Source organism: Streptomyces sp. NPDC050535, assembly GCF_044457665.1.
Classification (GTDB): domain Bacteria; phylum Actinomycetota; class Actinomycetes; order Streptomycetales; family Streptomycetaceae; genus Streptomyces.
Genome location: NZ_JBITHE010000005.1, coordinates 347340 through 367812, shown reverse-complemented (window position 1 = coordinate 367812; position 20473 = coordinate 347340). Strand labels below are relative to the sequence as shown.

The following is a 20473-nucleotide window of genomic DNA, read 5'->3' as shown; positions in this document are numbered from 1 at the left end:
CCGTTCGGCGGGCCCTTCTCCGTGGGAGCCCCATGCTCACGTACGACGTAGACATCTGGTCAATCCGCAAGCGATCCGGACGCCCCAAGCCCTTTGAGCTGCGGTGGCGTGTCGGTCGCCGTCCTCACTCCCGGAGTTTCAAGCTCAAGACACAGGCCGACGGGCGCCGCTCCGAACTCATGACCGCGCTGCGGGAACGCGAGCAGTTCGACGAGGAAACCGGTCTGCCGGCGCGCGAGTTGGCGGCGCTCAACTCGCCCACCTGGTACGAGCACGCCACCGCGTACGCGCTGATGAAGTGGCCACGCGCCGCCGCCAAGCACCGTGCCAGCATCGCCGAATCGCTCGCGGTCGTGATCCCCGCTCTCGTCACCACGAACCGGGGTGCCCCGAAGGCCAAGACGCTGCGGGCGGCGCTCTATCAGTGGGCGTTCCGCGCGGTAACGGGTCCCGATGGTGAGCTGGTCGCTCGCCACGTCGCTGACGAACCCCCGGAGGACATCCGCGCCGCCCTGTCGTGGCTCTCCGAGCACTCCGCACAGGTGAGCGCCCTGGAGAACCCGGAGTTGCTCCGTCCCGCCCTGGACGCGCTCTCACGACGGCTGGACGGCCGCAAGGCGGCTGAGAACACCTTGCGGCGAAAGCTCATGGTCCTGAGCAACTTCCTCAAGTACACCGTGGAGGAGAAGGGACTCCTGTCCACCAACCCGCTCCAACGCGTCGACTGGACAGTTCCCGAGCGGGACGACGAGATCGACTTTCGGTACGTCCCCGGACCCGCGCAGGCTCGCGCGCTCATCGATGCCGTACGCGGCGCTGGATCACGCGGTGAGCACATGGCAGCGTTCTTCGGTTGCCTGTACTACGCCGCGATGCGCCCGGGGGAGATTGCGTCGTTGAAGCGCTCAGACTGCACGCTGCCCCCTGACAGCGAGGAAACCGCCGATCAGTGGGGGGAGTTGCTGCTCGGGGAGAGTCGCCCCGAAGTGGCCGGCGGCTGGACGGATGACGGAACCTCGTACGAGTCGCGAGGGCTCAAGCGTCGTGCCCGCGGGGCGACTCGGTCCGTGCCGATTCCGCCAGCGCTAGTCAAGATGCTCCGTGACCACATCGCCGCGTACGGCACCGCGCCGGACGGTCGACTCTTCCGAGCGGTGAGAGGTAGCCGCGTGCGTTCCACGGAGTACTGCGATCTGTGGAGCGCCGCTCGGGTCAAGGCTCTGTCAGAGCACGAGGTGGCGTCCCGGCTCGCCGATGTCCCGTACTCGCTGAGGCACGCCGGTGTTTCCCTGTGGATCAAATCGGGGGTGGATCCGGCAGAGGTGGCGGCACGGGCAGGGCACAGCATCGCGGTGCTCTACCGCTTCTACGCCAAGATCTTGAAGGGGGATCAGGGACGCTCCAACCAACTGATCGCCCGGGGCCTGGCTGACGACGAGTAGGCCCGATTCCTGGCCCACAGATGGCCCATACGTACTGGTCAAAGCTGGGATACACGCGAGTCAGGGTGAGACAGCGGGAACGCAGAAGGGGTGTCTCTCGCTGGGAGACACCCCTTCTGACCTGCACACTCTTTGACCTTGCGGTGGGTGTGGGATTTGAACCCACGGTGACATCGCTGCCACGACGGTTTTCAAGACCGTTCCCTTAGGCCGCTCGGGCAACCCACCAACGCCCCGGCCCACCTGGGGCGGAGCGAGTACAGAGTACCGGCCTCGGGAGGTGTCGTGGGCGGTGGGCCGCAGGGAGGGCCGCGATGGGTTCGTGGGCGGAGTAGAGCTCCGTCACCGCGTCGCGGAACCCCGGCACCAGCTCTCCGAGGGCAGTCGCATCGCCGGTTCCGCGTGCCGAGAGGCGGGGCCCGAAAGACGGGGGCCGAGAAGCCGGGGCCAGTTGCCAAGGGCTCAGGCTCCGTACAGGAGACACGCGTAAGGGGCGCCCCCAAACGAGGGCGCCCCTTACGGTGCCGATCAGTTCAGCTCAGCTCAGTTCCACTCACGCGCCGACCCACCGTCAGCTGTCGCCCTCGCGTTCGCCCAGGGTGACGTCCGTCGTCTGGGTCTTGCCGTTGCGGGTGTAGGTGAGCTTGACGGTGTCTCCGGGCTTGTGGGTCCAGATCTCGCCGATCAGGGTGGGGCCGCTGTCGATCACCTGGTTGTCGAGCTTGGTGATGACGTCGCCGGACTTGAGGCCCGCCTTGTCCGCGGGGCCGCCGGCCGTGACGGAGGCGGAGCCGCTCGCACCCTGGTCGGTGATCTTCGCCCCGCCGGTGCCCTCTTCGAGGGAGACCGACGCACCGATCACCGGGTAGACCGGCTTGCCCGTCTTGATCAGCTGCTGGGCCACGTTCTTCGCCTGGTTTATCGGGATCGCGAAGCCCAGGCCGATGGAGCCGGACTGGCTGGTGCCGCCGAGGCTGCCGCTGGACTGGATCGCCGAGTTGATGCCGATGACCGAGCCCTGGGCGTCCAGCAGGGGACCGCCGGAGTTACCGGGGTTGATGGAGGCGTCCGTCTGGAGCGCGCTCATGTACGAGGCGCTGCTCGACGTGCCGTCGCTGGAGGCCACCGGGCGGTTCTTGGCGCTGATGATGCCCGTGGTCACCGTGTTCGAGAGGCCGAAGGGGGCGCCGATCGCGATGGTCGTGTCGCCGACGGCCACCTTGTCGGAGTTGCCGAGGGCGAGGGGCGTCAGGTCCGAGGGCGGGTTCTTCAGCTTGATGACGGCGACGTCGTAACCCTGCGCGTGGCCGACCACTTCGGCGTTGTACTTCTTGCCGTTGGAGAAGGTCGCGGTGAGCTTGCCGTTGTCGACCGCGTCCGCCACCACGTGGTTGTTGGTGAGGATGTGGCCTTCCTTGTCGAACACGAAGCCGGTGCCCGTGCCGCCCTCGCCGCTGCTGCTCTCGGCCTCGATGGTGACCGTGCTCGGCAGCGCCTTGGCGGCCACGCCCGCGACGGTGTCCGCGGCGCGCTTCACGTCGCCGCCGCTCTCCGAGGCGGACACCGTGGTCGATCCGGTGGAGTCGTCGTTCCCCTTGGCCAGCGAGTAGCCGATGCCGCCGCCCACGCCGCCCGCGACCAGCGCGGCGACGAGGATCGCGGCGACCAGACCGCCGCGTCCGCCGCCGGACTTGTGGGCGGGCTGGTGGGAGGAGGAGCCCCAGCCGGATCCCGAACCGCCGCCGTCCGCGTACGAGGGGGTGGCGGGCGGCGGAGGCGGCCAGCCCGCGTCGGCCGCGGAGACCGGCGCCCCGGACGGCCCAGACGCTCCGGCAGACCCGGAGTCGTATCCCTGCGCGTCAGGAGCCCCGCCGCCCACGGAGGCGTACGCCGGTGCCTGATCGGGTGCGCCACCGTACGCAGGTGCCTGATCCGGAGAGCCGTACGCAGGCGCCTGGCCCGGTGCACCGTACGCCGGCGGCTGGCCCGGAGAGCCGTACGCCGGCGCATGGCCCGGTGCGCCGTACGCAGGTGCCTGCTCCGGTGTGCCGGGAGCGCTCGGCGGCACCGACGGGAGTTGAGCGGTCGGCGCGCTCTCCCCGGGTGCGGCGCTCTGCGCGGAAGCAGCGGGAGTGTCCACCGGCACGGGAGGTGCGGACGGGGCCGGGGGTACTGCGTTGCCCTCGTTCTCGGTGCTCACAGCTCTTCTCCTCGATCCACGGCTGTTGTTCTCGGTCGCACTCGGTCACACTCGCTCACGCTTGTCGACGGTCCGGCGCGATTCAGCTGTGCATGTGCTCTTGTTCTACCGATGCTCTTGTCTGCCGTCAGCTTTTCCCACTGGACGTCAGAGCACCATAAGCGGTGCCTGTGTGTCCGAGACCAACCCTTACAAGGGGCCTGTCGGCAGAAATTAACTCATTCTCGACATATACGCCCTCACGTCAGCCCTCCGACGGTGGCACCATGACGCGGTGACCTACGCACGACAGCACCCGATTCAGGTCGTCGCCCACCGCGGAGCCTCCGAGGAAGCACCCGAGCACACCCTGGCCGCGTACAGGAAGGCGATCGAGGACGGTGCGGACGCCCTCGAGTGCGATGTGCGGCTGACCGCGGACGGCCATCTCGTCTGCGTCCACGACCGCCGCGTCAACCGTACGTCGAACGGCCGCGGAGCGGTCTCGGCCCTGGAGCTCGCCGATCTCGCGGCGCTGGACTTCGGCGCCTGGAAGAACCGCGACGAGTCTCCCGACTGGGAGTACGGCCCCGGGGACCGCGAGGACACCTCCGTCCTCACCCTGGAGCGGCTGCTCGAACTCGTCGCCGACGCGGGCCGCCGCGTGGAACTGGCCATCGAGACCAAGCACCCCACGCGCTGGGCGGGGCAGGTCGAGGAGCGGCTGCTGCTCCTGCTGAAGCGTTTCGGCCTGGACGCCCCGGACTCCGCGGCCGAGTCGCCGGTACGCGTCATGAGTTTCTCGGCGCGCTCACTGCAGCGCGTCAGGACCGCCTCGCCGACCCTGCCCACGGTGTATCTGCTGCAGTTCGTCTCGCCCCGGCTGCGCGACGGGCGGCTGCCCGCCGGTGTCCGGATCGCGGGCCCGTCGATGCGGATCGTACGCAGTCACCCCGGGTACATCGACCGTCTGAAACGCGCCGGACACAAGATCCACGTCTGGACGGTGAACGACCCGGAGGATGTCGACCTCTGCGTTGAGCTGGGCATCGACGCCATCATCACGAACCGCCCGCGCGCGGTCCTGAGCCGGCTGGGCCGCTGACGCCACCGCGCACTTTCAGCCAGCCATCACCTATAACCCCACCGGGCAGCGTCGAAAACCAGCCACACGGTCACCAGGAGTGCACCGGCGCGTTCGTTCCGTATTCGATCGTTACGAGTGCGTCAGCAGACCTGGATTGGCCGGTTTCCGGTCCAGTACAAGAGGGCATCCACACCGTGGCGTGGGGCAAAGGAGGTCTCGGGGGTGGCGTTGGTGGTGGCACAAGAGGTGCCCACGTCGTCGAGCATGGCCGTTCCTCATGGCCCTGCGGGCGTGGGGGAAGCGAGACACCGGATGCGCGATCAGTTGCGTACCGGTGGGGTAGCGGAAACGGTCATCGACGACGCCGTACTGATCCTTTCCGAACTGCTCAGCAACGCGTGCCGGCACGGCAGGCCGCTCGGCGACGCCCTGGCGGGTGACGGTGACGTCCGCGCCGCGTGGCAGGTCGATCCGTCGGGACGGCTCACGGTCGAGGTGACGGACGGCGGTGGACCGACCCGACCCGTCCCGGCCACACCCTCGGTGACCGCCCACGGCGGCCGCGGGCTGAACATCATCACGGCACTGGCCAAGGACTGGGGCGTCCGGGACGACGCCCACGGAGAGATCACGGTCTGGGTCGTCGTCCAGGACAGCGTGAAGCCGGCCCGTCGACGGGACGACCCGGCTACGCGCGTCACGTCACCGGCCGGCCGGCGCCAGCCGCTCATACCGCGGCCCGCGATACCCGACCTGGACTTCGCGGACGCGTTCGACGACCTGGCCTGAAGCGCGCTCGATACGACACCACCTGGACCGAAGTGTCGGTTCCGGGACGACTCGGTGCGTTGTCCACAGGGTCCCGTCGGCTCTCGTACGAACGGCTAGGCTCGCGCCCGTACCAGACGAGCCGTAACCGGGAGACACCCACGATGGCCAAGAAGCGACCGCAGACGAAGGCCAAGCAGCCTCAGCTGAAGGATGGTGCCCGTGCCGGCGGCGCTGATGGACACGTCCAGGTTGTCGGCGCTCGCGAACCCTGCCCCTGCGGCAGTGGCCGCCGCTACAAGGCCTGTCACGGCCGGGCCGCCGCGCACGCCGCGACCGAGCTGGTGCAGCGCCCCTTCGAGGGCCTGGCCGGCGAGGGCGACTGGATCGCGCTGCGCGAGCTGGTGCCCGCCGCGACCGTCGAGCTGAAGCTCAGGGAGGGCCTGCCGGAGGGCGTCCCCTCGGTCACGCTCGCCACCGTCCTGCCGATGGCATGGCCCGCGCTGCGCCGCGACGACGGCTCGGTCCTGATCGGCCTCCAGAACGACACGGCGTCCGGCGACATCAGCCGCGACCTCGCCGACACCCTCCGGCGGGCGCTCACCGCGCAGCCCGGCACTCCGGTCGAGGGCCGCCGCGCCGCCGCCGACGGTCCGCGGCTCCAAGATCTGCTCGACCCCGAAGGCGCGTTCGAGCCAGTTGTGCACACGGGCTTCGAATTCTGGGTCCCGGACGCGGAGAACGCGTCGCCCGAGGTGGCCGCCTCCCTGGAGCGGGCCAACGCCGCCGCCATCCCGACCGTGAAGCTCTCCGGTGTCGACGCCGCCTACTGGTGCGAGACCCCCGACAAGAACCACCTGCGCTGGGTCATGCCGTACCAGGAGGAGCGGCTTCTGGACGCGCTCGCTCGGCTGCACGTCGCCGGGAAGTCCGGTCTGGGCGAGGGCACCCGCCTGGTCGGCTCCTTCCGCGCGCACGGGCTCACCGTGCCGGTCTGGGACCTGCCGACGGGGGTCACGGCGGACGACATCGAGAAGCCGGCGGCCGAGTTCGCCGAGCGTCTCACCACCGCCCTCGCCGCGGACGCACCGCTCACGGCGGACGAGCGGCGGGCGCGCGGCGGCCTCACCAACCGACAGGTGACGCTCAGCTGACGCACAGACAGGGAACTGACCGACCGGTCAGGTGGTCAGGACTCACCAGAGGGGTGAGTCCTGTCACAACTCCCCGTACTGACAGGTAAATTCGTGTCCGAATAGCCAAGACCGAATTTGCGAACCGCCGATCTCTTGTTACCGTTCGAGTAGCCCGGTTGCTGGTGCATCCCCCGTCGCCAGCAACCGGGTCTTCTCATGTGCGGAATCCGGTGCGGAGTCCCGGACCGCGTCAACCGGCTTGCTACGGCGCCGAGTTGCTCCCCGAGCGCAGCAGCAGCGGCCCGTCCTCGCCGCCCTTCGCGAACTCCGCGACCGCCGCGTACGCCCCCACGTCTCCCGTCGTGCGCCCCCTCGGTGTCTCGCACGCTCCAGGGTCGTCCTGCGCGCTCACCGCGCACCGCATCAGCACCGTGCGGCCACCCGGCTCCATGAGGCTCAGTACGGAACTCAGCTCGCCGCCGGTCGCGTTCCGGTAGTAGGTGCGCGCCCATGTCTCCTCACCCTGTGTCAGGACACAGGTCTGCGCCTCGATGCCGTCGGCGGAGGTGAGTTCGGGGCCGCAGCGGGCGGCGGTCGCGAGACCGAGGCCGAGCAGCCGGGGCGAGCGCGCGGGGTCGGGGGCCGGCCCCTTGCCGTTGTCGCTGCCCGTGCCAACACTGCTGCCGCCGTCGGGCGCGGAGTGCGTGGAGCGTTCGGGCGCACGTGCATCCGCAGGACCCTGGTCGTCGACAGGTCCTGCGGATGCCACGGCCAGCGGAAGGGCGACCGCGACCGCCACCACGCCCACGAGCGCGAGCAGACGAACTCTTCGGGATTCTCGGGGTCGTCCCCCGGAGTGGCGCGGCATAGGGCTGAAGATAACGACCATGGGCGGGCGCCCGGTTCGCCGCGCGCCCGACACCCCTACAACTCGGGCGCGCTCACACCCGTACGAGTGAGAGCCTCCACGACGGCGTCCACCACGGCTTCCACATCGGGTACCCAGGGCGCGGCCGAGCCGGGCAGCGGCGCGCGTTCCCAGCGGAGCTGGCCCTGGCCCGTCTCCGACGGAGGCAGCGCGATGTAGCCGCCCTCTCCGTGGAAGCGGAGCGAGCCGGGGACGTAGTCCTTGGCGTACAGCAGCTCGCCGAGCTGCTCCAGGGAGTAGGGCGCGACGAGGATCGCCCATCGCGTGGGGGCGGCGACGACCGGGCCGAGGCGCATGCCCTGGCGGTCGAGCGCGGCGAGCGCGCGAGCCGCCGCGAGGGCGGGCAGGCTCACCGCGCAGGGGGCCTTCTCGCCGGTGGCCAGCACGATCGGTGCTGTCGGCCGGTTGGTCCACCACCAGCGCACCATGCGCTCGTCGGTGGTGGCCGCGAGGAGGCCTGGGTCGAAGGGATGGGCGCCGGGCACCGTGCACTCCGGGTCGGGACATCCGCAGCGGGCCCGCCCCTGCGGGTCCGACGCCACACCCGGGAGTACGGGCCACTGCCATTCGGTCGCGAAGGTCAGGGCTGACTTGAGCATCTCAGGCCTGCCGTTGTTTCGCCTGGACAGGAGCCTGCGTCGCCTTCCGAGGATCTCGCGCATGAGCGCTCGTTCCTTTCCGTTGCACGCCTGGCAACACTGTGGACCATTCACATCATGTGTCGATCACTTCACTGTGCGTACCTGCTGGCGCATCACACCCTTGCTGGAGGCAAGGGGAACCCCTCTGGGCCGAGCGTCTGGCTGCGTCCGCGTCCGTACTTCGTGTGCCTGAAGCATGGGCATGGCGTGGGGTGGCGGCGCCTGGCGAATTGCCGTCCCGGGTATTTCTAGCCGCCTCCGCCACGGGAGGATGGGGCACGGTCGTCGGTGGATAAGACGCCCGGATCCACTGCCAGGTTCCGGGCGATTCGCAACCGCCCCTGGCCTTCACCGAGTACGTACCCATCACGACCGCTGTGACGCTCTGTGGAACGAGGCCAGTCGACCTCAATAAGCCCTTACCCGAGTCAGTTTTAAGCCAACTTTACTATTCCGCAAGGGTTACCGCCGGTCTCACGGACACCAGGAATCCCGGCAGGACAATGCTGGACATCCCCTTACGAGTGCGTGTACATGTGGAGACACTGCTTGCGGCGCAGAACGACATGGGGGTTTGCGATGCTATTGAGCAATACGCACCGGTCGGAAAGCCGGATGACATGACCGCCCCTCACCTTCCGAAAGTGGCCGGAATCGATTCCACGGTCCCCTCGCCCGCACACACTGTCGCGCCGACGTCCGCCACCAGGACCACCCCATCGGCCACCACTTCCGCCTCGCCCACCGGCCCCGGAGCCGATCTACAAGATCGTCTCGCCGGACTGGTCTCCGATCTCACCACCCTCCACGAACTCACCGAACGCCTGGCTCGCACGGCGACACTGAGCGACGCCCTGGAGGAACTGCTGCGCGCCGGAGCCGCCCTCGTGGGCGCCCGGCGCGGTCTCGTCGTCATGGAACCGGGTGACGGACTCGGCCCCGACACCACGATCGGACTGGGCCTCGCGCGGGCCGATCTCGGCCACATCGAGACCATCCCGCGCAGCTGTACGGCGTACGGGAAGCTTCTCGACACGGCCGCCGGACTGCCGGGCGGCGAGGCGGAGATCACACAGCCCGACCTGTTCGCCGAGGACGGGCTCGACCCCCGCCACCGCGAGGTGGCCGCCCGGCTCGGGTACGCGGCGAGCTACGCGCTGCCGCTGTCCACCGACGCCGCGGGCCGCCTGGGCGCCGCCGTGTGGCTCTACGACGAGCCCGCCGAACCGGTGGAGCGCCAGCGCCACCTCATCGGCCGGTACGCCCGGCACGCGACCGAGCACCTGGCACGGCTGCTGGAACTGGAGCGCACGCGCGCGTGCATCACGACCGTCTCCGAGGAGCTGCTCCCCTCACGGCTGCCCCGGGTGTCCGGCGTCCAGCTCGCCGCCCGGCACCGCACGGGACCGCGCGGCGGCGGCGACTGGTACGACGCGCTGCCGCTGCCCGACGCGGCGCTCGGCCTCGCGGTCGGCTCCGTCACCGGGTCCGGGCCCAGCGCGGTCGCCGCGATGGGCCGTCTCAGAGCGTCCCTGAGGGCGTACGCGGTGATGGAGGGCGAGGACCCCGTCGCCGTCCTCTCCGACCTCGAACTGCTGATGCGGCTGACCGAGCCGGCCCGCTCCGCCACCGCCCTCTTCGCCTTCTGCGAGCCCGCGCTGCGCAAGATCACGCTCGCCGGCGCGGGACACTGCCCGCCCCTGGTGATCGGCCCGCGGCGCACGGAGTTCGTGGAGACCTCCCTGTCGGCGCCCCTGGGCATGCTCGCCTGCTGGGAGGCACCGAGCGTCGAGCTGTGCGCCGAGCCCGGTGAAACGGTGCTGCTCTACACGGACGGCCTGCTGCACCGCACCGGCGACCCCATGGACCGCGCCTTCGCCCGGCTGCACGCGGCCGCCGCGAGCGTCCCCAGGACCGTGCGCGACGACCCGGGCGCGCTCGCCGATCACGTACTGCGGAGTGTGCTGCCGGACGGGCTGGACGAGGCGGACTCCGAGGAGGACGTCGTCCTGCTGGCGGCGCGCTTCGAGTGAGCGCCGGACCGCCCTGTGTAACGGGCCTTCCGGCTCTGGACCCCCTTACGTACGACCGTACGATGATGGGGGTCCAGAGTCGTATATAGGAGGCAGACCGTGGCGGACGAGCTCAACCCGGAGACCCCGGACGAGACTTCCGAAGAGCCGATCGAGCAGCGCAAGAACGGGCTGTACCCGGGCGTGTCCGACGAGCTGGCCGAGAACATGAAGTCCGGCTGGGCCGACACGGAGCTGCACGGTCTCGAGCCGATCGCGCAGGCCGAGTACACCGCCGCCCGCCGTGCCGCGCTCTCCGCGCGCTTCCCGGGCGAGCGTCTGGTCATCCCCGCGGGCAACCTGAAGACCCGCTCGAACGACACCGAATACGCCTTCCGCGCATCGGTCGAGTACGCCTACCTGACCGGCAACCTCACCGAGGACGGCGTCCTGGTCCTGGAGCCCACCACGGGCGGACACAAGGCGACGATCTACCTGCTGCCGCGTTCCGACCGCGAGAACGGCGAGTTCTGGCTCAGCGGCCAGGGCGAGCTGTGGGTCGGCCGCCGCCACTCCCTGACGGAGGCCGGGCAGCTGTACGGCATCCCCGCCTCCGACGTCCGCGAGCTCGCCGGCGAACTGCGCGAGGCCACCGGTCCGGTCCGGGTCGTACGCGGCCACGACGCCGGCATCGAGGCGGCGCTCAACGACAAGGTGACCGCCGAGCGCGACGAGGAGCTGCGGGTCTTCCTGTCGGAGGCCCGGCTGGTCAAGGACGAGTTCGAGGCCGGTGAGCTGCAGAAGGCCGTCGACTCGACCGTGCGCGGCTTCGAGGACGTCGTGAAGGTCCTCGACAGGGCCGAGGCGACCAGCGAGCGCTACATCGAGGGCACCTTCTTCCTGCGCGCGCGGGTCGAGGGCAACGACATCGGGTACGGCTCGATCTGCGCCGCCGGGCCGCACGCCTGCACGCTGCACTGGGTGCGCAACGACGGCCCGGTCCGCTCCGGTGACCTGCTACTGCTGGATGCGGGCGTCGAGACGCACACGCTCTACACCGCCGACGTCACGCGCACGCTGCCCGTCAACGGCACGTACACGGAGATCCAGAAGAAGATCTACGACGCCGTGTACGAGGCCCAGGAGGCCGGGATCGCGGCCGTGCGGCCGGGTGCCAAGTACCGCGACTTCCACGACGCCGCGCAGCACGTGCTGGCCGAGCGGCTCGTCGAGTGGGGCCTCGTCGAGGGTCCGGTGGAGCGCGTCCTGGAGCTGGGCCTGCAGCGCCGCTGGACCCTGCACGGCACCGGTCACATGCTCGGCATGGACGTCCACGACTGCGCCGCCGCGCGCACCGAGACATACGTGCAGGGCACGCTGGAGCCGGGCATGTGCCTGACCGTCGAGCCGGGCCTGTACTTCCAGGCGGACGACCTGACGGTGCCGCAGGAGTACCGCGGTATCGGGGTGCGGATCGAGGACGACATCCTGGTGACCGAGGACGGGAACCTGAACCTGTCGGCCGGGCTGCCGCGACGCTCCGACGAGGTCGAGGCGTGGATGGCCTCCCTGAAGGCCTGACAGAGTGCCCTACAAGGGCCTGGAGGGCTGATACGACATCGATGGCCGGGTATCCGAGGCGGTGCCCGGCCATTCGTGTGCCCGGGGAGGCGTGTCGGGCACAGGCGGAGAACACGGTCCCCGGGGGGGCGGCTTTTCGTGGACGACTTCTGGTCCGGCTTCGGAGTGGACCTGCATCTGGAACCGGATGTGGCCGCGGGGCGCAGATCGGGGCTCGAGCGGGCGCTGCGTGACGCGGTGCGCGACGGGCGGCTCGCGCCGGGCACCCGGCTGCCCGCGACCCGGCGGCTGGCGGCCGAGCTGGGCGTCTCCCGGGGGACGGCGAAGGCGGCGTACGACCAGCTGATCGCCGAGGGGTACCTGACGGCGCGGCAGGGTTCGGGCACCGACGTGGCGGCGCTGCCCGCGGACGGCGTGCCGGCGGCCGCCGGTGCTCCACGCGCGCGTGCGCCCCGTTTCGACCTGCGGCCGGGCAGCCCGGACGTCGGGGCGTTCCCGGCGGCGGCGTGGCTCCGGGCGCTGCGGCGGGCGATCGCGACGGCGCCCTCCTGGGCGTACGACTACGGGGATCCGCGCGGCCGCATCGAGCTGCGGACCGCGCTGTCGGAGTACCTGGGCCGGGCCCGGGGCGTGCTCGCGCCGCCGGAGCGGATCGTGATCACTTCCGGGTACGTGCAGGGGCTCGCGCTCCTCGCGCGCGTGCTGGACGGCGGGACGGTCGCCATGGAGGACCCCGGGCTGCCGTTCCACCGGGACGTGGTGCGGCGGGGCGGCGCGCGGGTGGTGCCACTGCCGGTGGACGAACGCGGGGCCTGCGCGGGGGGACTGACCGCCGCGGACGCCGTGGTCCTCACGCCCGCCCATCAGTACCCGACCGGCGTGACACTGCACCCCGAGCGGCGTCGGGCGCTCACCGACTGGGCACGCGCGCGTGACGCGCTGATCGTCGAGGACGACTACGACGGGGAGTTCCGCTACGACCGGCAGCCCGTCGGCGCCCTCCAGGGGATGGCACCGGGCCAGGTCGCGTACCTGGGCACCGCCTCCAAGACGCTCGGGCCCGCGCTGCGGCTCGGCTGGATGGTGCTGCCGCCGCACCTGGTCGACGCGGTGGCCGACGTCAAGCTGCACAGCGATCATCACACCGAGTCCATCGGGCAGTTGGCCCTCGCCGACATGATCAACAGTCACGCGTACGACCGGCACGTGCGCGCGTGCCGTCTGCGCTACCGGCGGCGCAGGGACCGGCTCGTCGACCGGCTGGGGGCGGGGCGGAGCGTACGGGGGATCGCCGCGGGGCTGCACGCGCTGGTGGAAGTGCCGGACGAGGCCGAGGCGTTGGCGCGGGCCGCGGAACAGGGACTCGCGGTCGGCTCTCTGGGGGAGCACTGGCACACGCCGGACGTCGGCGGCCGTACGCAGGGTCTGGTCGTCGGGTACGGGACGCCGCGGGAGCGGGCCTATCCGGAGGCGCTGGAGGTGCTGGGGCGGGTGCTGGAGGGCGGCTGAGGGGTTCCTGTGGCGGGCGGTGGCGAGAGCGCGCCTTCCGAGGCGGGCTCTGGCGGGCTGGCCGGTCGTAGCGAGCCTTGGTGGGCATGTCTCCCCAAGCGACCCTCGACATCCACCCGTCCGTCGAATTGGGCCATGGAACGGCGCTCCGATTGGGCCTGTATAGGGATCCACCGCGCTTCTAGTGTCGAGGGCATGACGAACTCCCTCGTCCCGCCCGCGGGTCCGCAGCGTGTCCTGGCCCTGGCCCAGTTGGCCAACTCCGTCGGAGACGGCGCCTACTACGTGACATCGGCGCTGTACTTCACGCACGTCGTCGGTCTCGCCCCCGGGCGGGTGGGGCTCGGGCTGACCGTCGCGTGGGCGGTCGGTTCGCTGGTGGGTGTGCCACTGGGGCGGCTGGCGGACCGGCGCGGGCCGCGCGGCACGGCGGTGCTGCTGGCGCTGGCGACCGCGGCGGCGGTCGCGTCCTTCCTCGTCGTACGCGGCTTCCTCCCGTTCGTCCTGGCGGCGTGCGCGTACGCGTCCGCGCAGTCGGGGCTCGCGGCGGCCCGGCAGGCACTGCTGGCGGGGCTGATCCCGGCCGGGGAGCGGACCGGGCTGCTCGCGCATCTCCAGTCCACGCTCAACGCCGGCCTGGCGGTGGGCGCGGGCCTGGGCGGGCTCGCGCTGCACGCCGGGACGCGGACCGCCTACCTCGGGGTGTTCGCGCTGGACGCGGTGAGCTTCCTGCTGTGCGCGGCACTGCTGCTGCGCCTGCCGTCGGTGTCCCGGACGGCGGCCGTCGCCGTACGCCGGAGTCCTGGCCCCGGTGTGCTGCGCGACCGCCCCTACGTTCTGGTCACGTTCCTCAACACCGTGCTGCTGCTGCGGATGCCGCTGCTCAGCCTCGGCATCCCTCTGTGGATCACCGAGCGGACCGAGGCGCCCGCCTGGCTGGTCTCCGCGCTGTTCGTGCTCAACACGGCGGCGGTGGTGGTCTTCCAGGTACGGATGGCCCGCGGTGTCAGGGGCCTCACGTCGGCCACGCGCGCGATACGCCGCTCAGGGCTCGTCATGCTGGCGTCCTGCGCGGTCTTCGCCCTGTCGTCCGGTGTCCCGGCGTGGGTCGCGGTGGGCGCTCTGGTGGCAGGTGCGGTACTTCAGGTCGTCGCCGAGATGCAGCAGTCCGCGGGTTCCTGGCAGTTGGCCTTCGACCTCGCTCCGGCCGACCGCATGGGCGAGTACCAGGGCTTCTTCGGCACCGGTGTCACGGTGGCCCGCACGATGGGCCCCCTTGTCCTGACCGCGCTGCTGGTGGGCTGGGGGACGCCCGGGTGGCTGCTTCTGGGCGGGGCGATGCTGGCCGCCTCGTACGCGATGGGACCGGCGACGCGCTGGGCGACCTCCACCGCGACCGCCGGTCCTGCGAAGGAGCTCGTCAGGAAGCCCGTACCGGCGAACTGACCGTGCCAGGAGGCCCGTACAGGCGAACTGGGCATAGCCGGGGAAGCCGTGCCGGCGAACCGATCGTCGAGCAGGCGCGTCAGGCGGCCCCCGCCGGTGAACCGGCCATCACCGGCAGCGAGTCCACGAACAGGGCTCCCGCGAGCAGCCCTCCGCTGCCACGGGGGCTCCACGCGCGCGCGTGGAGGTCGTCGTCGAGGGCGGACAGGGCCGCGCGGCCCGCTTCCGTGGACGTACCGCCCGCTTCGAGGACTCCGCGTGCGCCCGCCTGGACATGGCGCAGGCCGTGCGGTCCCGCCGTGTAGAGCAACTCGGTGTCCTGGAGCGTGGACATGACGGTGAGGAGGGCGTCGAGCCGGGCGTACGGCTCGGGCGCGCCGGCCGAACGGGCGGCGGCGAGCGCCTCCAACGCGCGCCGTACGTGCGGGAATCCGGCCCGCGCCTCGCCCCGCGCCCCGGCCGCGCCGTACTTCGCCGAGACGGACGACCCCCGGGAGGGCCGCCGGGGTGCCCGCCGGTCCTGGTGTGCGGCGATCCGTTTGGCGGCCGCGGTGACGTCCACCCCGGCGGCCCGGGGTTCCAGGGCCGCCGCGGCGACCAGGAGCCCGAGGGCCCACAGGGCGCCGCGGTGTCCGCCGCCCGCGAGGGCCACCGAGTGCTCGGTCGACCGGCCGATCGCGCCCAGTTCCGTACGGAGTTCGGGCGTGGGCCCGCCGATGCGGCGGGCGGCGGCCGCCATCGCCGCGAGGCCGGGCGCCAGCGCCTTGGCCGACCAGCGCAGGGCACAGTGGTCCTGGCGGGTGGCCCGGGCGTCGAGGTCGCGCGGGTCGGGCAGTCCGGGCTTGGGGGAAAGCTCCAACTGCCGGGTCAGCGCGGCCACGGCGGCCCGCGCGAGCGTCTCGTCCTCGCGGCTGCTCATGGGCGGATCCTACGAGGACGCCGAGGCGGAGGGGGAGGCACTGTCCGTCGGGGCGTCGCTCGGCGGCGTGCCGGTCGGCGCGTCGCCCGGGGATCCGCTCGGGGGCGTACCACCGCCGCCGCTGCCCGCGCCGGTGCTCTCGGCGTCGGGGTCGATGCCCAGGATGATGGACCCCTTGTAGCCCTTGGACGGGTCCTTCTTGTGCACCGCCTTCAGGGTCAGCAGACCGCCGGCGGCGCCGTTGTCCTCGTACACCATGTCGTCGGCGAGCTTGGTGTAGCTGCCGGAGTGCTGGGAGTACGGCTCCAGGGTGAAGATCTCCGCGGCGATGTCGTCGTCGAAGAAGAGCTGGCCGGTGAAGTTCACCTTGCCGCCCTCGTAGGTGCCGTCCTCCTTCTCGCCGCCGGTGTGCACCTTGACGTGGATGTGGCAGGTGCGCGGCGTGTACCAGCCCGGGAAGATCGTCTCGAACTTGACGACCCCGTTGGCGTTGGCGACCTGATAACCGCGCAGGTACGTCTTGTCGTCGGCGGTCGAACCGTCCTCGCTCTCGGCGGGCGCGGAGCCGCCGGGGTTGGCGGTGGTGTAGCCGGAGTAGTAGCCCCAGGCGTCGCAGTGCCAGATCTCCACGGCGGCGCCCGCGACCGGGGCACAGGAGTCGGTGGTGTCCTGGACGGTGATGCGCAGCGTCAGCGGGACACCGTTCTTGCCCTCGGTGATGTCCTTGCGCACCAGGGCGCCGTCCAGGTAGTACGGCCCCTCCGTGACGCTGGACATCAGCACGCACTGGCCGCCGCTGGTGGAGCTCGCCGAGGCCGACGCGTCGGCGACGGCGGTGGTCGTCGTGTCGTCGGCGAACGCCGCCTGGTATCCCGCGACCGCCAGCCCGCCGGCCGCGACCGTACCTCCGGTCACCGCGATCGCGCGGCGCCGGGTGATCGTCTTCTCTTTGTGGCTTCCCGTCATGCTGGGAAAATTAGGGGTGTCACCCGTCAAGGACATGGGGTGGCGCTGTCAGTTGACTGTGGACTCTGGGAAAGCTGAAACGGGCGCCCGGTACGTGCGCGGCCGGTGATCGGATTCCCCGGCGCGCGCCGGGCGGCCTCTGCCAGGGTGGTCGTCATGGCTGAGGAGGATGTGCGGGGTGGTCCGGGCGACGGGCAGAGCCGGCGGCGGGACGTGATCGCGGGAGTCATCACGTGCGCGGCGCTCGCAGCCGCGGTCGTGCACGCGGTCGCACCCGGGATCGCCGTCGACGGAGTCACCGCGCTGCTCCTCGCGGTGGCCGTCGTGCCGTGGCTGGGCGACCTGTTCGACAGCATCGAACTGCCGGGCGGAGCGAAGTTCCAGTACAAGCAGCTCGTCAACCGCATCGAGGCGACCGAGGAGGCCACGGCACGGGCAGGCGGGGCGGCGGACGACGCGTCACGCGCGGCCCGGATCGCCCTCGTGGCGACCGGCGGTACGGAACTGGAGGAGACGCCCGACGGCGAGGCGAAGGCGGCCGTCGAGCGACTCGCCGCCGACTACACCTGGGTGCGCGAGCACGAGGAGAGCGGCCCCGCGCGCACCGACCGCATGGAGCGGATCTTCGCCGACCTGGTGGCCCTCTCCCCACGGATGGGCGACTTCGACGTCGCCGCCAGGCTCGACTCCGCCGACCCCGGGACCCGACTCGCCGCCTACGCACGCCTGTACGCCCGCCCGGACGGGATGTTCCTGGACGCCTTGACGGAAGCGGTACTGCGCGAGGAGCACGCCTTCAGTAAGTACTGGGGGTTCCACGCGATCAGGGCGATCGTCGCCAGGAGCGGCGCGGGCAGGATGCGGCTCGAGCACCTCGACGCGCTGCGGGCGTGTCTTTCCCGCCTGCCCGGCGGCAGCGACCGCAGGGCGGCTCTCGTGCGCCTGCTCGCGGAGCTCGACACCTCACGGACCCGCGCCCCGGGGTAGGCGACGAGGACTACACCGCCAGGAGAGGCGCGTCCTTCCGCCACTTGAGGATCTTGTCGAAGCTGACCACCGCGCCGCCCCGCCCCGGCTTGTTGCCGATCTGGACGTGGTCCGCGAGCTCCTGGATCAGACACAGACCCCGGCCGTTCTCGGCGTCGGCGCGGGCTGTGACCGGGCGCAGCGGGGTGCGGGCGGCGCGGCCCGACGTGACCTCGGGGCCCGAGGGGAAGCCCGGTCCGGAGTCGGTAACCTCGATGCGGCAGGTCTCGCCGTCGAGGTAGGCGGTCACCCGGTACGCCTCGGAGAAGTCGCCCTGCGCGGTGGTGTCGCCGCCGTGCTCGACGGCGTTGGCGCAGGCCTCGCTCAGGGCGATGGACAGATCGAAGGAGACGTCCGGGTCCACGCCCGCGGTCTCCATCGTGCCGATCAGCAGACGTCTGGCCAGCGGAACGCTCGCGGCTTCACGCCGCAAATGGAGTGACCACCAGATGCTCATGCTCCAGCCTCCCGGCCGCGGCTCGACATACCGTTACGTATTGCCGCAACCACACGTGCGCAATCGCCCACTTGACGTGATGCCGCCCATACGGCGGATGCGCGGGCGACAGGAGTCGGTGTATGTGCAGGCGGCGGGGGCCTCCGTGGGCGCGGATGACGCGGACCGGTTCACGCGTGTGGCGCGAATCGGTTCACGGGGCGGCACCGATCCGTATGCGCGGGCGGCACCGATCCATTCGCGCGGGCGGCTCGAATCGCGTCCACGCGTGTGGCGCGCATAGGTGCACGCGGACCGCACGGTCCGGTGGACGCGGGTCGCAAGGTCCGTTGCACACGGGGCGCACCGATCGGTGCACGCGAGTCGAACAGTTCGGTGTTCGCGAGCCGTACCGATCGGTGGAGGCGAACCGTACGGATCCGCCCGCGGGCGGGTGGTCGCCCGGACCGTCGCGCTCCGTGCCGCACGGCGACTTTCCCGACCTGCCGTATGGAAGGGGTGAGCCCAGTGCGATGATGAGCCCGCCATGACTGCCCCCCACAAGCGCACGGCGCGCTCCGGATACGACCTCCGGATGCTTCGGGCCGCGGTGTTCGCCGCGGTCTGCGTCGTGCTGGCCGCGGCCGGTCATGTGCTCGCCTCCTCCGCTACGGTCCCCTCGTGGACCCTGGCGGCCGGGTTCCTCGCGGTCTTCGCCGTCGCCGCGCCGCTGGCCGGACGCGAGCGTTCGCTGCCGGGCATCGCGGCGGTCCTCGCGACCGGCCAGACCGTGCTGCACACCCTGTTCGGACTCGGCCAGCACGGCGGTACGACGATGGCCTCGGCCATGTCGTCGACCGGCGGATCGGGTACCGGGTCGGGCATGGTCATGACCGACGCCTCGCTCGTCCAGCGCGCCGCGAGCCTGCTCTGCGGTGCGACCACGGCGGCGATCAGCCCCGCGCAGGCCCAGCGGATCCTCGCCGACGCCCGCGTCGACACGGACATGACGCAGTCCATGCACCACTCCACGGACGTCATGTCGGCCGCGGCCGGCTCCTCGATGTCCGTGCTGCCCTCCCTCCCGATGCTCCTCGGTCACGTCCTGGCGGCCGTCGCCACCGGGTGGGTGCTGCGCCGCGGGGACATGGCGCTGCTGCGCCTCATCAGGCTGTCGGCGCACGGGGTGGCGGAGGGGGCGCTCGTACGTTCCCTGCGCGCCGCGCTCGCACTCGTACGCGCCCTGCGTGCGGGACTCCCCGGTACGCCGGACGCGGCGCCGCGCACCCAGCGCCCCGCACTGTTCCCGCCCCCGAAGCCCCCCGCCGCCGCGCTCCAGCACACCGTCGTCCGGCGTGGACCGCCGTCCGCCACCGCGCACGTCCTCGCTGCCTGACGCGACGCCACCACTCCACCGAGGGGCTGCCGTCGTGCGGCACACGCGCGTGCCCGCGTTCCCGGCGCCCTCAAGAGGCGCCTTCCGGGCGGCTTTCCGCACGCGCATCGCGCATCACGCGCGCCCCCAGCTCACCGGATCCCGTCCGGGCTCACCGGATCCCGTCCGGTCATCGGACTCACAGTGGAGTGCTTCCTGTCATGAAGGTTTCCCGTATCGCCGCCACCGGTGCCCTCGCCGCCTCGGCCGTCCTCGTCCTGTCCGGCCCCGCCTTCGCGCACGTCAGCGTGCAGCCGGAGGGCGAGGCCGCCAAGGGCGGCTACGCGACGGTCAACTTCAAGGTGCCGAACGAGCGCGACGACGCCTCGACCACCAAGCTCGAGGTGAACTTCCCGACCGACCACCCGCTGGCCTCCGTCATGCCCCAGCCGGTCGCCGGCTGGACCGCCAAGGTCACCAAGTCCAAGCTCGACAAGCCACTCGAACTGCACGGCGAGTCGATCTCCGAGGCCGTCACCAAGGTCACCTGGACCGCCACCGGCAAGGGCATCGAGCCCGGCTACTTCCAGAAGTTCCCGCTCTCCGTCGGAGCGCTCCCCGAGGACACCGACGAACTCGTCTTCAAGGCGATCCAGACGTACTCCAACAAGGATGTCGTCCGCTGGATCGAGGAGCAGAAGGAAGGCGCGGAGGAGCCCGAGAACCCGGCCCCGGTGCTCGCGCTCAGCGCGGCGAGCGAGGAGGGCCACCACGGGTCCGACGCCTCCGCAGAGCCCACGGCCGAAGCCTCCGAAGCCTCCGCGGAACACGCGGAGACCACCGAGGTCGCCGCCTCCTCCACCGACAGCAGTGACACCACCGCGCGCGTGCTCGGCGTCGTGGGCATCGTCATCGGCGTGGCGGGTGTGGCGTACGGCGTGCTGGCCGGCCGCCGGCGTACCAACGCCTGATCCATCGCACTCCCGGAGCGCACCGGAGGTCGTACGACAGCGCCGTACCGG

17 protein-coding genes and 1 tRNA gene are annotated in these 20473 nt (G+C 71.3%); 11 read left to right on the top strand and 7 right to left on the bottom strand.

What is annotated here, in order from left to right:
- Positions 1 to 32 precede the first annotated feature (32 nt).
- Positions 33 to 1442 (top strand): tyrosine-type recombinase/integrase, encoded by a 1410-nt coding sequence (locus tag ACIBLC_RS14775; RefSeq protein WP_399211292.1) that lies wholly within the window; start codon positions 33 to 35, stop codon positions 1440 to 1442.
- Between the two features lie 141 nt (positions 1443 to 1583).
- On the opposite strand, the gene ACIBLC_RS14770 is transcribed toward ACIBLC_RS14775, so the two are convergent.
- Together ACIBLC_RS14770 and ACIBLC_RS14765 are read right to left on the bottom strand one after the other, a co-directional pair.
- Positions 1584 to 1670: transfer RNA gene (locus ACIBLC_RS14770), tRNA-Ser, on the bottom strand.
- Between the two features lie 343 nt (positions 1671 to 2013).
- Entirely contained in the window at positions 2014 to 3642 is a 1629-nt protein-coding gene (locus ACIBLC_RS14765; protein WP_399211290.1) for a trypsin-like peptidase domain-containing protein, read from the bottom strand.
- Between the two features lie 274 nt (positions 3643 to 3916).
- On the opposite strand from ACIBLC_RS14765, the gene ACIBLC_RS14760 reads away from it, so the two are divergent.
- From ACIBLC_RS14760 to ACIBLC_RS14750, 3 genes are all read left to right on the top strand, one after another.
- Positions 3917 to 4726: a glycerophosphodiester phosphodiesterase gene (locus ACIBLC_RS14760; RefSeq protein WP_399211289.1), complete on the top strand. Its 810-nt coding sequence runs from the start codon at positions 3917 to 3919 to the stop codon at positions 4724 to 4726.
- A gap of 117 nt (positions 4727 to 4843) precedes the next feature.
- Positions 4844 to 5497: an ATP-binding protein gene (locus ACIBLC_RS14755; protein ID WP_399211288.1), complete on the top strand. Its 654-nt coding sequence runs from the start codon at positions 4844 to 4846 to the stop codon at positions 5495 to 5497.
- Positions 5498 to 5640: 143 nt separating this feature from the next.
- On the top strand, positions 5641 to 6630 hold the full coding sequence (locus tag ACIBLC_RS14750) for a DUF5926 family protein (RefSeq protein ID WP_399211287.1): 990 nt from the start codon (positions 5641 to 5643) through the stop codon (positions 6628 to 6630).
- Between the two features lie 244 nt (positions 6631 to 6874).
- Here ACIBLC_RS14750 and ACIBLC_RS14745 read toward each other — a convergent pair whose 3' ends face one another.
- The gene (locus ACIBLC_RS14745; RefSeq protein ID WP_399211286.1) at positions 6875 to 7480 is read right to left on the bottom strand and encodes a hypothetical protein; all 606 of its coding nucleotides are present in this window, start codon (positions 7478 to 7480) and stop codon (positions 6875 to 6877) included.
- A gap of 56 nt (positions 7481 to 7536) precedes the next feature.
- Positions 7537 to 8202 (bottom strand): bifunctional DNA primase/polymerase, encoded by a 666-nt coding sequence (locus ACIBLC_RS14740; RefSeq protein ID WP_399211285.1) that lies wholly within the window; start codon positions 8200 to 8202, stop codon positions 7537 to 7539.
- Between the two features lie 482 nt (positions 8203 to 8684).
- Between ACIBLC_RS14740 and ACIBLC_RS14735 the strand changes: the two genes are divergently transcribed.
- The 4 genes from ACIBLC_RS14735 (at position 8685) to ACIBLC_RS14720 (ending at position 14729) form a co-directional block, all read left to right on the top strand.
- Entirely contained in the window at positions 8685 to 10214 is a 1530-nt protein-coding gene (locus tag ACIBLC_RS14735; RefSeq protein WP_399211284.1) for a PP2C family protein-serine/threonine phosphatase, read from the top strand.
- 99 nt (positions 10215 to 10313) lie between these two features.
- Positions 10314 to 11774, top strand: a complete 1461-nt coding sequence (locus ACIBLC_RS14730) for an aminopeptidase P family protein (RefSeq protein ID WP_399211283.1) — start codon at positions 10314 to 10316, stop codon at positions 11772 to 11774.
- A gap of 138 nt (positions 11775 to 11912) precedes the next feature.
- Positions 11913 to 13283, top strand: coding sequence for a PLP-dependent aminotransferase family protein (locus tag ACIBLC_RS14725; RefSeq protein ID WP_399211282.1), 1371 nt, complete (start codon positions 11913 to 11915; stop codon positions 13281 to 13283).
- 195 nt (positions 13284 to 13478) lie between these two features.
- Positions 13479 to 14729, top strand: a complete 1251-nt coding sequence (locus tag ACIBLC_RS14720) for an MFS transporter (RefSeq protein ID WP_399211281.1) — start codon at positions 13479 to 13481, stop codon at positions 14727 to 14729.
- Between the two features lie 79 nt (positions 14730 to 14808).
- On the opposite strand, the gene ACIBLC_RS14715 is transcribed toward ACIBLC_RS14720, so the two are convergent.
- Entirely contained in the window at positions 14809 to 15648 is an 840-nt protein-coding gene (locus ACIBLC_RS14715) for a triphosphoribosyl-dephospho-CoA synthase (protein WP_399211280.1), read from the bottom strand.
- Between the two features lie 9 nt (positions 15649 to 15657).
- On the bottom strand, positions 15658 to 16614 hold the full coding sequence (locus ACIBLC_RS14710; protein WP_399211279.1) for an intradiol ring-cleavage dioxygenase: 957 nt from the start codon (positions 16612 to 16614) through the stop codon (positions 15658 to 15660).
- 156 nt (positions 16615 to 16770) lie between these two features.
- Here ACIBLC_RS14710 and ACIBLC_RS14705 point away from each other — a divergent pair, with 156 nt between their 5' ends.
- On the top strand, positions 16771 to 17601 hold the full coding sequence (locus ACIBLC_RS14705) for a hypothetical protein (RefSeq protein WP_399211278.1): 831 nt from the start codon (positions 16771 to 16773) through the stop codon (positions 17599 to 17601).
- 10 nt (positions 17602 to 17611) lie between these two features.
- Here the strand turns inward: ACIBLC_RS14705 and ACIBLC_RS14700 are convergent, their stop codons facing one another.
- Positions 17612 to 18097 (bottom strand): ATP-binding protein, encoded by a 486-nt coding sequence (locus tag ACIBLC_RS14700; RefSeq protein WP_399211277.1) that lies wholly within the window; start codon positions 18095 to 18097, stop codon positions 17612 to 17614.
- A gap of 526 nt (positions 18098 to 18623) precedes the next feature.
- On the opposite strand from ACIBLC_RS14700, the gene ACIBLC_RS14695 reads away from it, so the two are divergent.
- Positions 18624 to 19472, top strand: coding sequence for a hypothetical protein (locus tag ACIBLC_RS14695; protein ID WP_399211276.1), 849 nt, complete (start codon positions 18624 to 18626; stop codon positions 19470 to 19472).
- Between the two features lie 200 nt (positions 19473 to 19672).
- Positions 19673 to 20422, top strand: a complete 750-nt coding sequence (locus ACIBLC_RS14690) for a YcnI family protein (protein WP_399211275.1) — start codon at positions 19673 to 19675, stop codon at positions 20420 to 20422.
- Positions 20423 to 20473 lie beyond the last annotated feature (51 nt).

Bases quoted from the DNA above. Each gene is read 5' to 3' on its own strand.
- ACIBLC_RS14775 (WP_399211292.1), top strand. From the start codon at position 33: ATGCTCACGTACGACGTAGACATCTGGTCAATCCGCAAGCGATCCGGA.
- ACIBLC_RS14750 (WP_399211287.1), top strand. From the start codon at position 5,641: ATGGCCAAGAAGCGACCGCAGACGAAGGCCAAGCAGCCTCAGCTGAAG.
- ACIBLC_RS14745 (WP_399211286.1), bottom strand. From the start codon at position 7,480: ATGCCGCGCCACTCCGGGGGACGACCCCGAGAATCCCGAAGAGTTCGT.
- ACIBLC_RS14740 (WP_399211285.1), bottom strand. From the start codon at position 8,202: ATGCGCGAGATCCTCGGAAGGCGACGCAGGCTCCTGTCCAGGCGAAAC.
- ACIBLC_RS14735 (WP_399211284.1), top strand. From the start codon at position 8,685: ATGCTGGACATCCCCTTACGAGTGCGTGTACATGTGGAGACACTGCTT.
- ACIBLC_RS14720 (WP_399211281.1), top strand. From the start codon at position 13,479: ATGACGAACTCCCTCGTCCCGCCCGCGGGTCCGCAGCGTGTCCTGGCC.
- ACIBLC_RS14715 (WP_399211280.1), bottom strand. From the start codon at position 15,648: ATGAGCAGCCGCGAGGACGAGACGCTCGCGCGGGCCGCCGTGGCCGCG.
- ACIBLC_RS14710 (WP_399211279.1), bottom strand. From the start codon at position 16,614: ATGACGGGAAGCCACAAAGAGAAGACGATCACCCGGCGCCGCGCGATC.
- ACIBLC_RS14705 (WP_399211278.1), top strand. From the start codon at position 16,771: ATGGCTGAGGAGGATGTGCGGGGTGGTCCGGGCGACGGGCAGAGCCGG.
- ACIBLC_RS14700 (WP_399211277.1), bottom strand. From the start codon at position 18,097: ATGAGCATCTGGTGGTCACTCCATTTGCGGCGTGAAGCCGCGAGCGTT.
- ACIBLC_RS14695 (WP_399211276.1), top strand. From the start codon at position 18,624: ATGACTGCCCCCCACAAGCGCACGGCGCGCTCCGGATACGACCTCCGG.
- ACIBLC_RS14690 (WP_399211275.1), top strand. From the start codon at position 19,673: ATGAAGGTTTCCCGTATCGCCGCCACCGGTGCCCTCGCCGCCTCGGCC.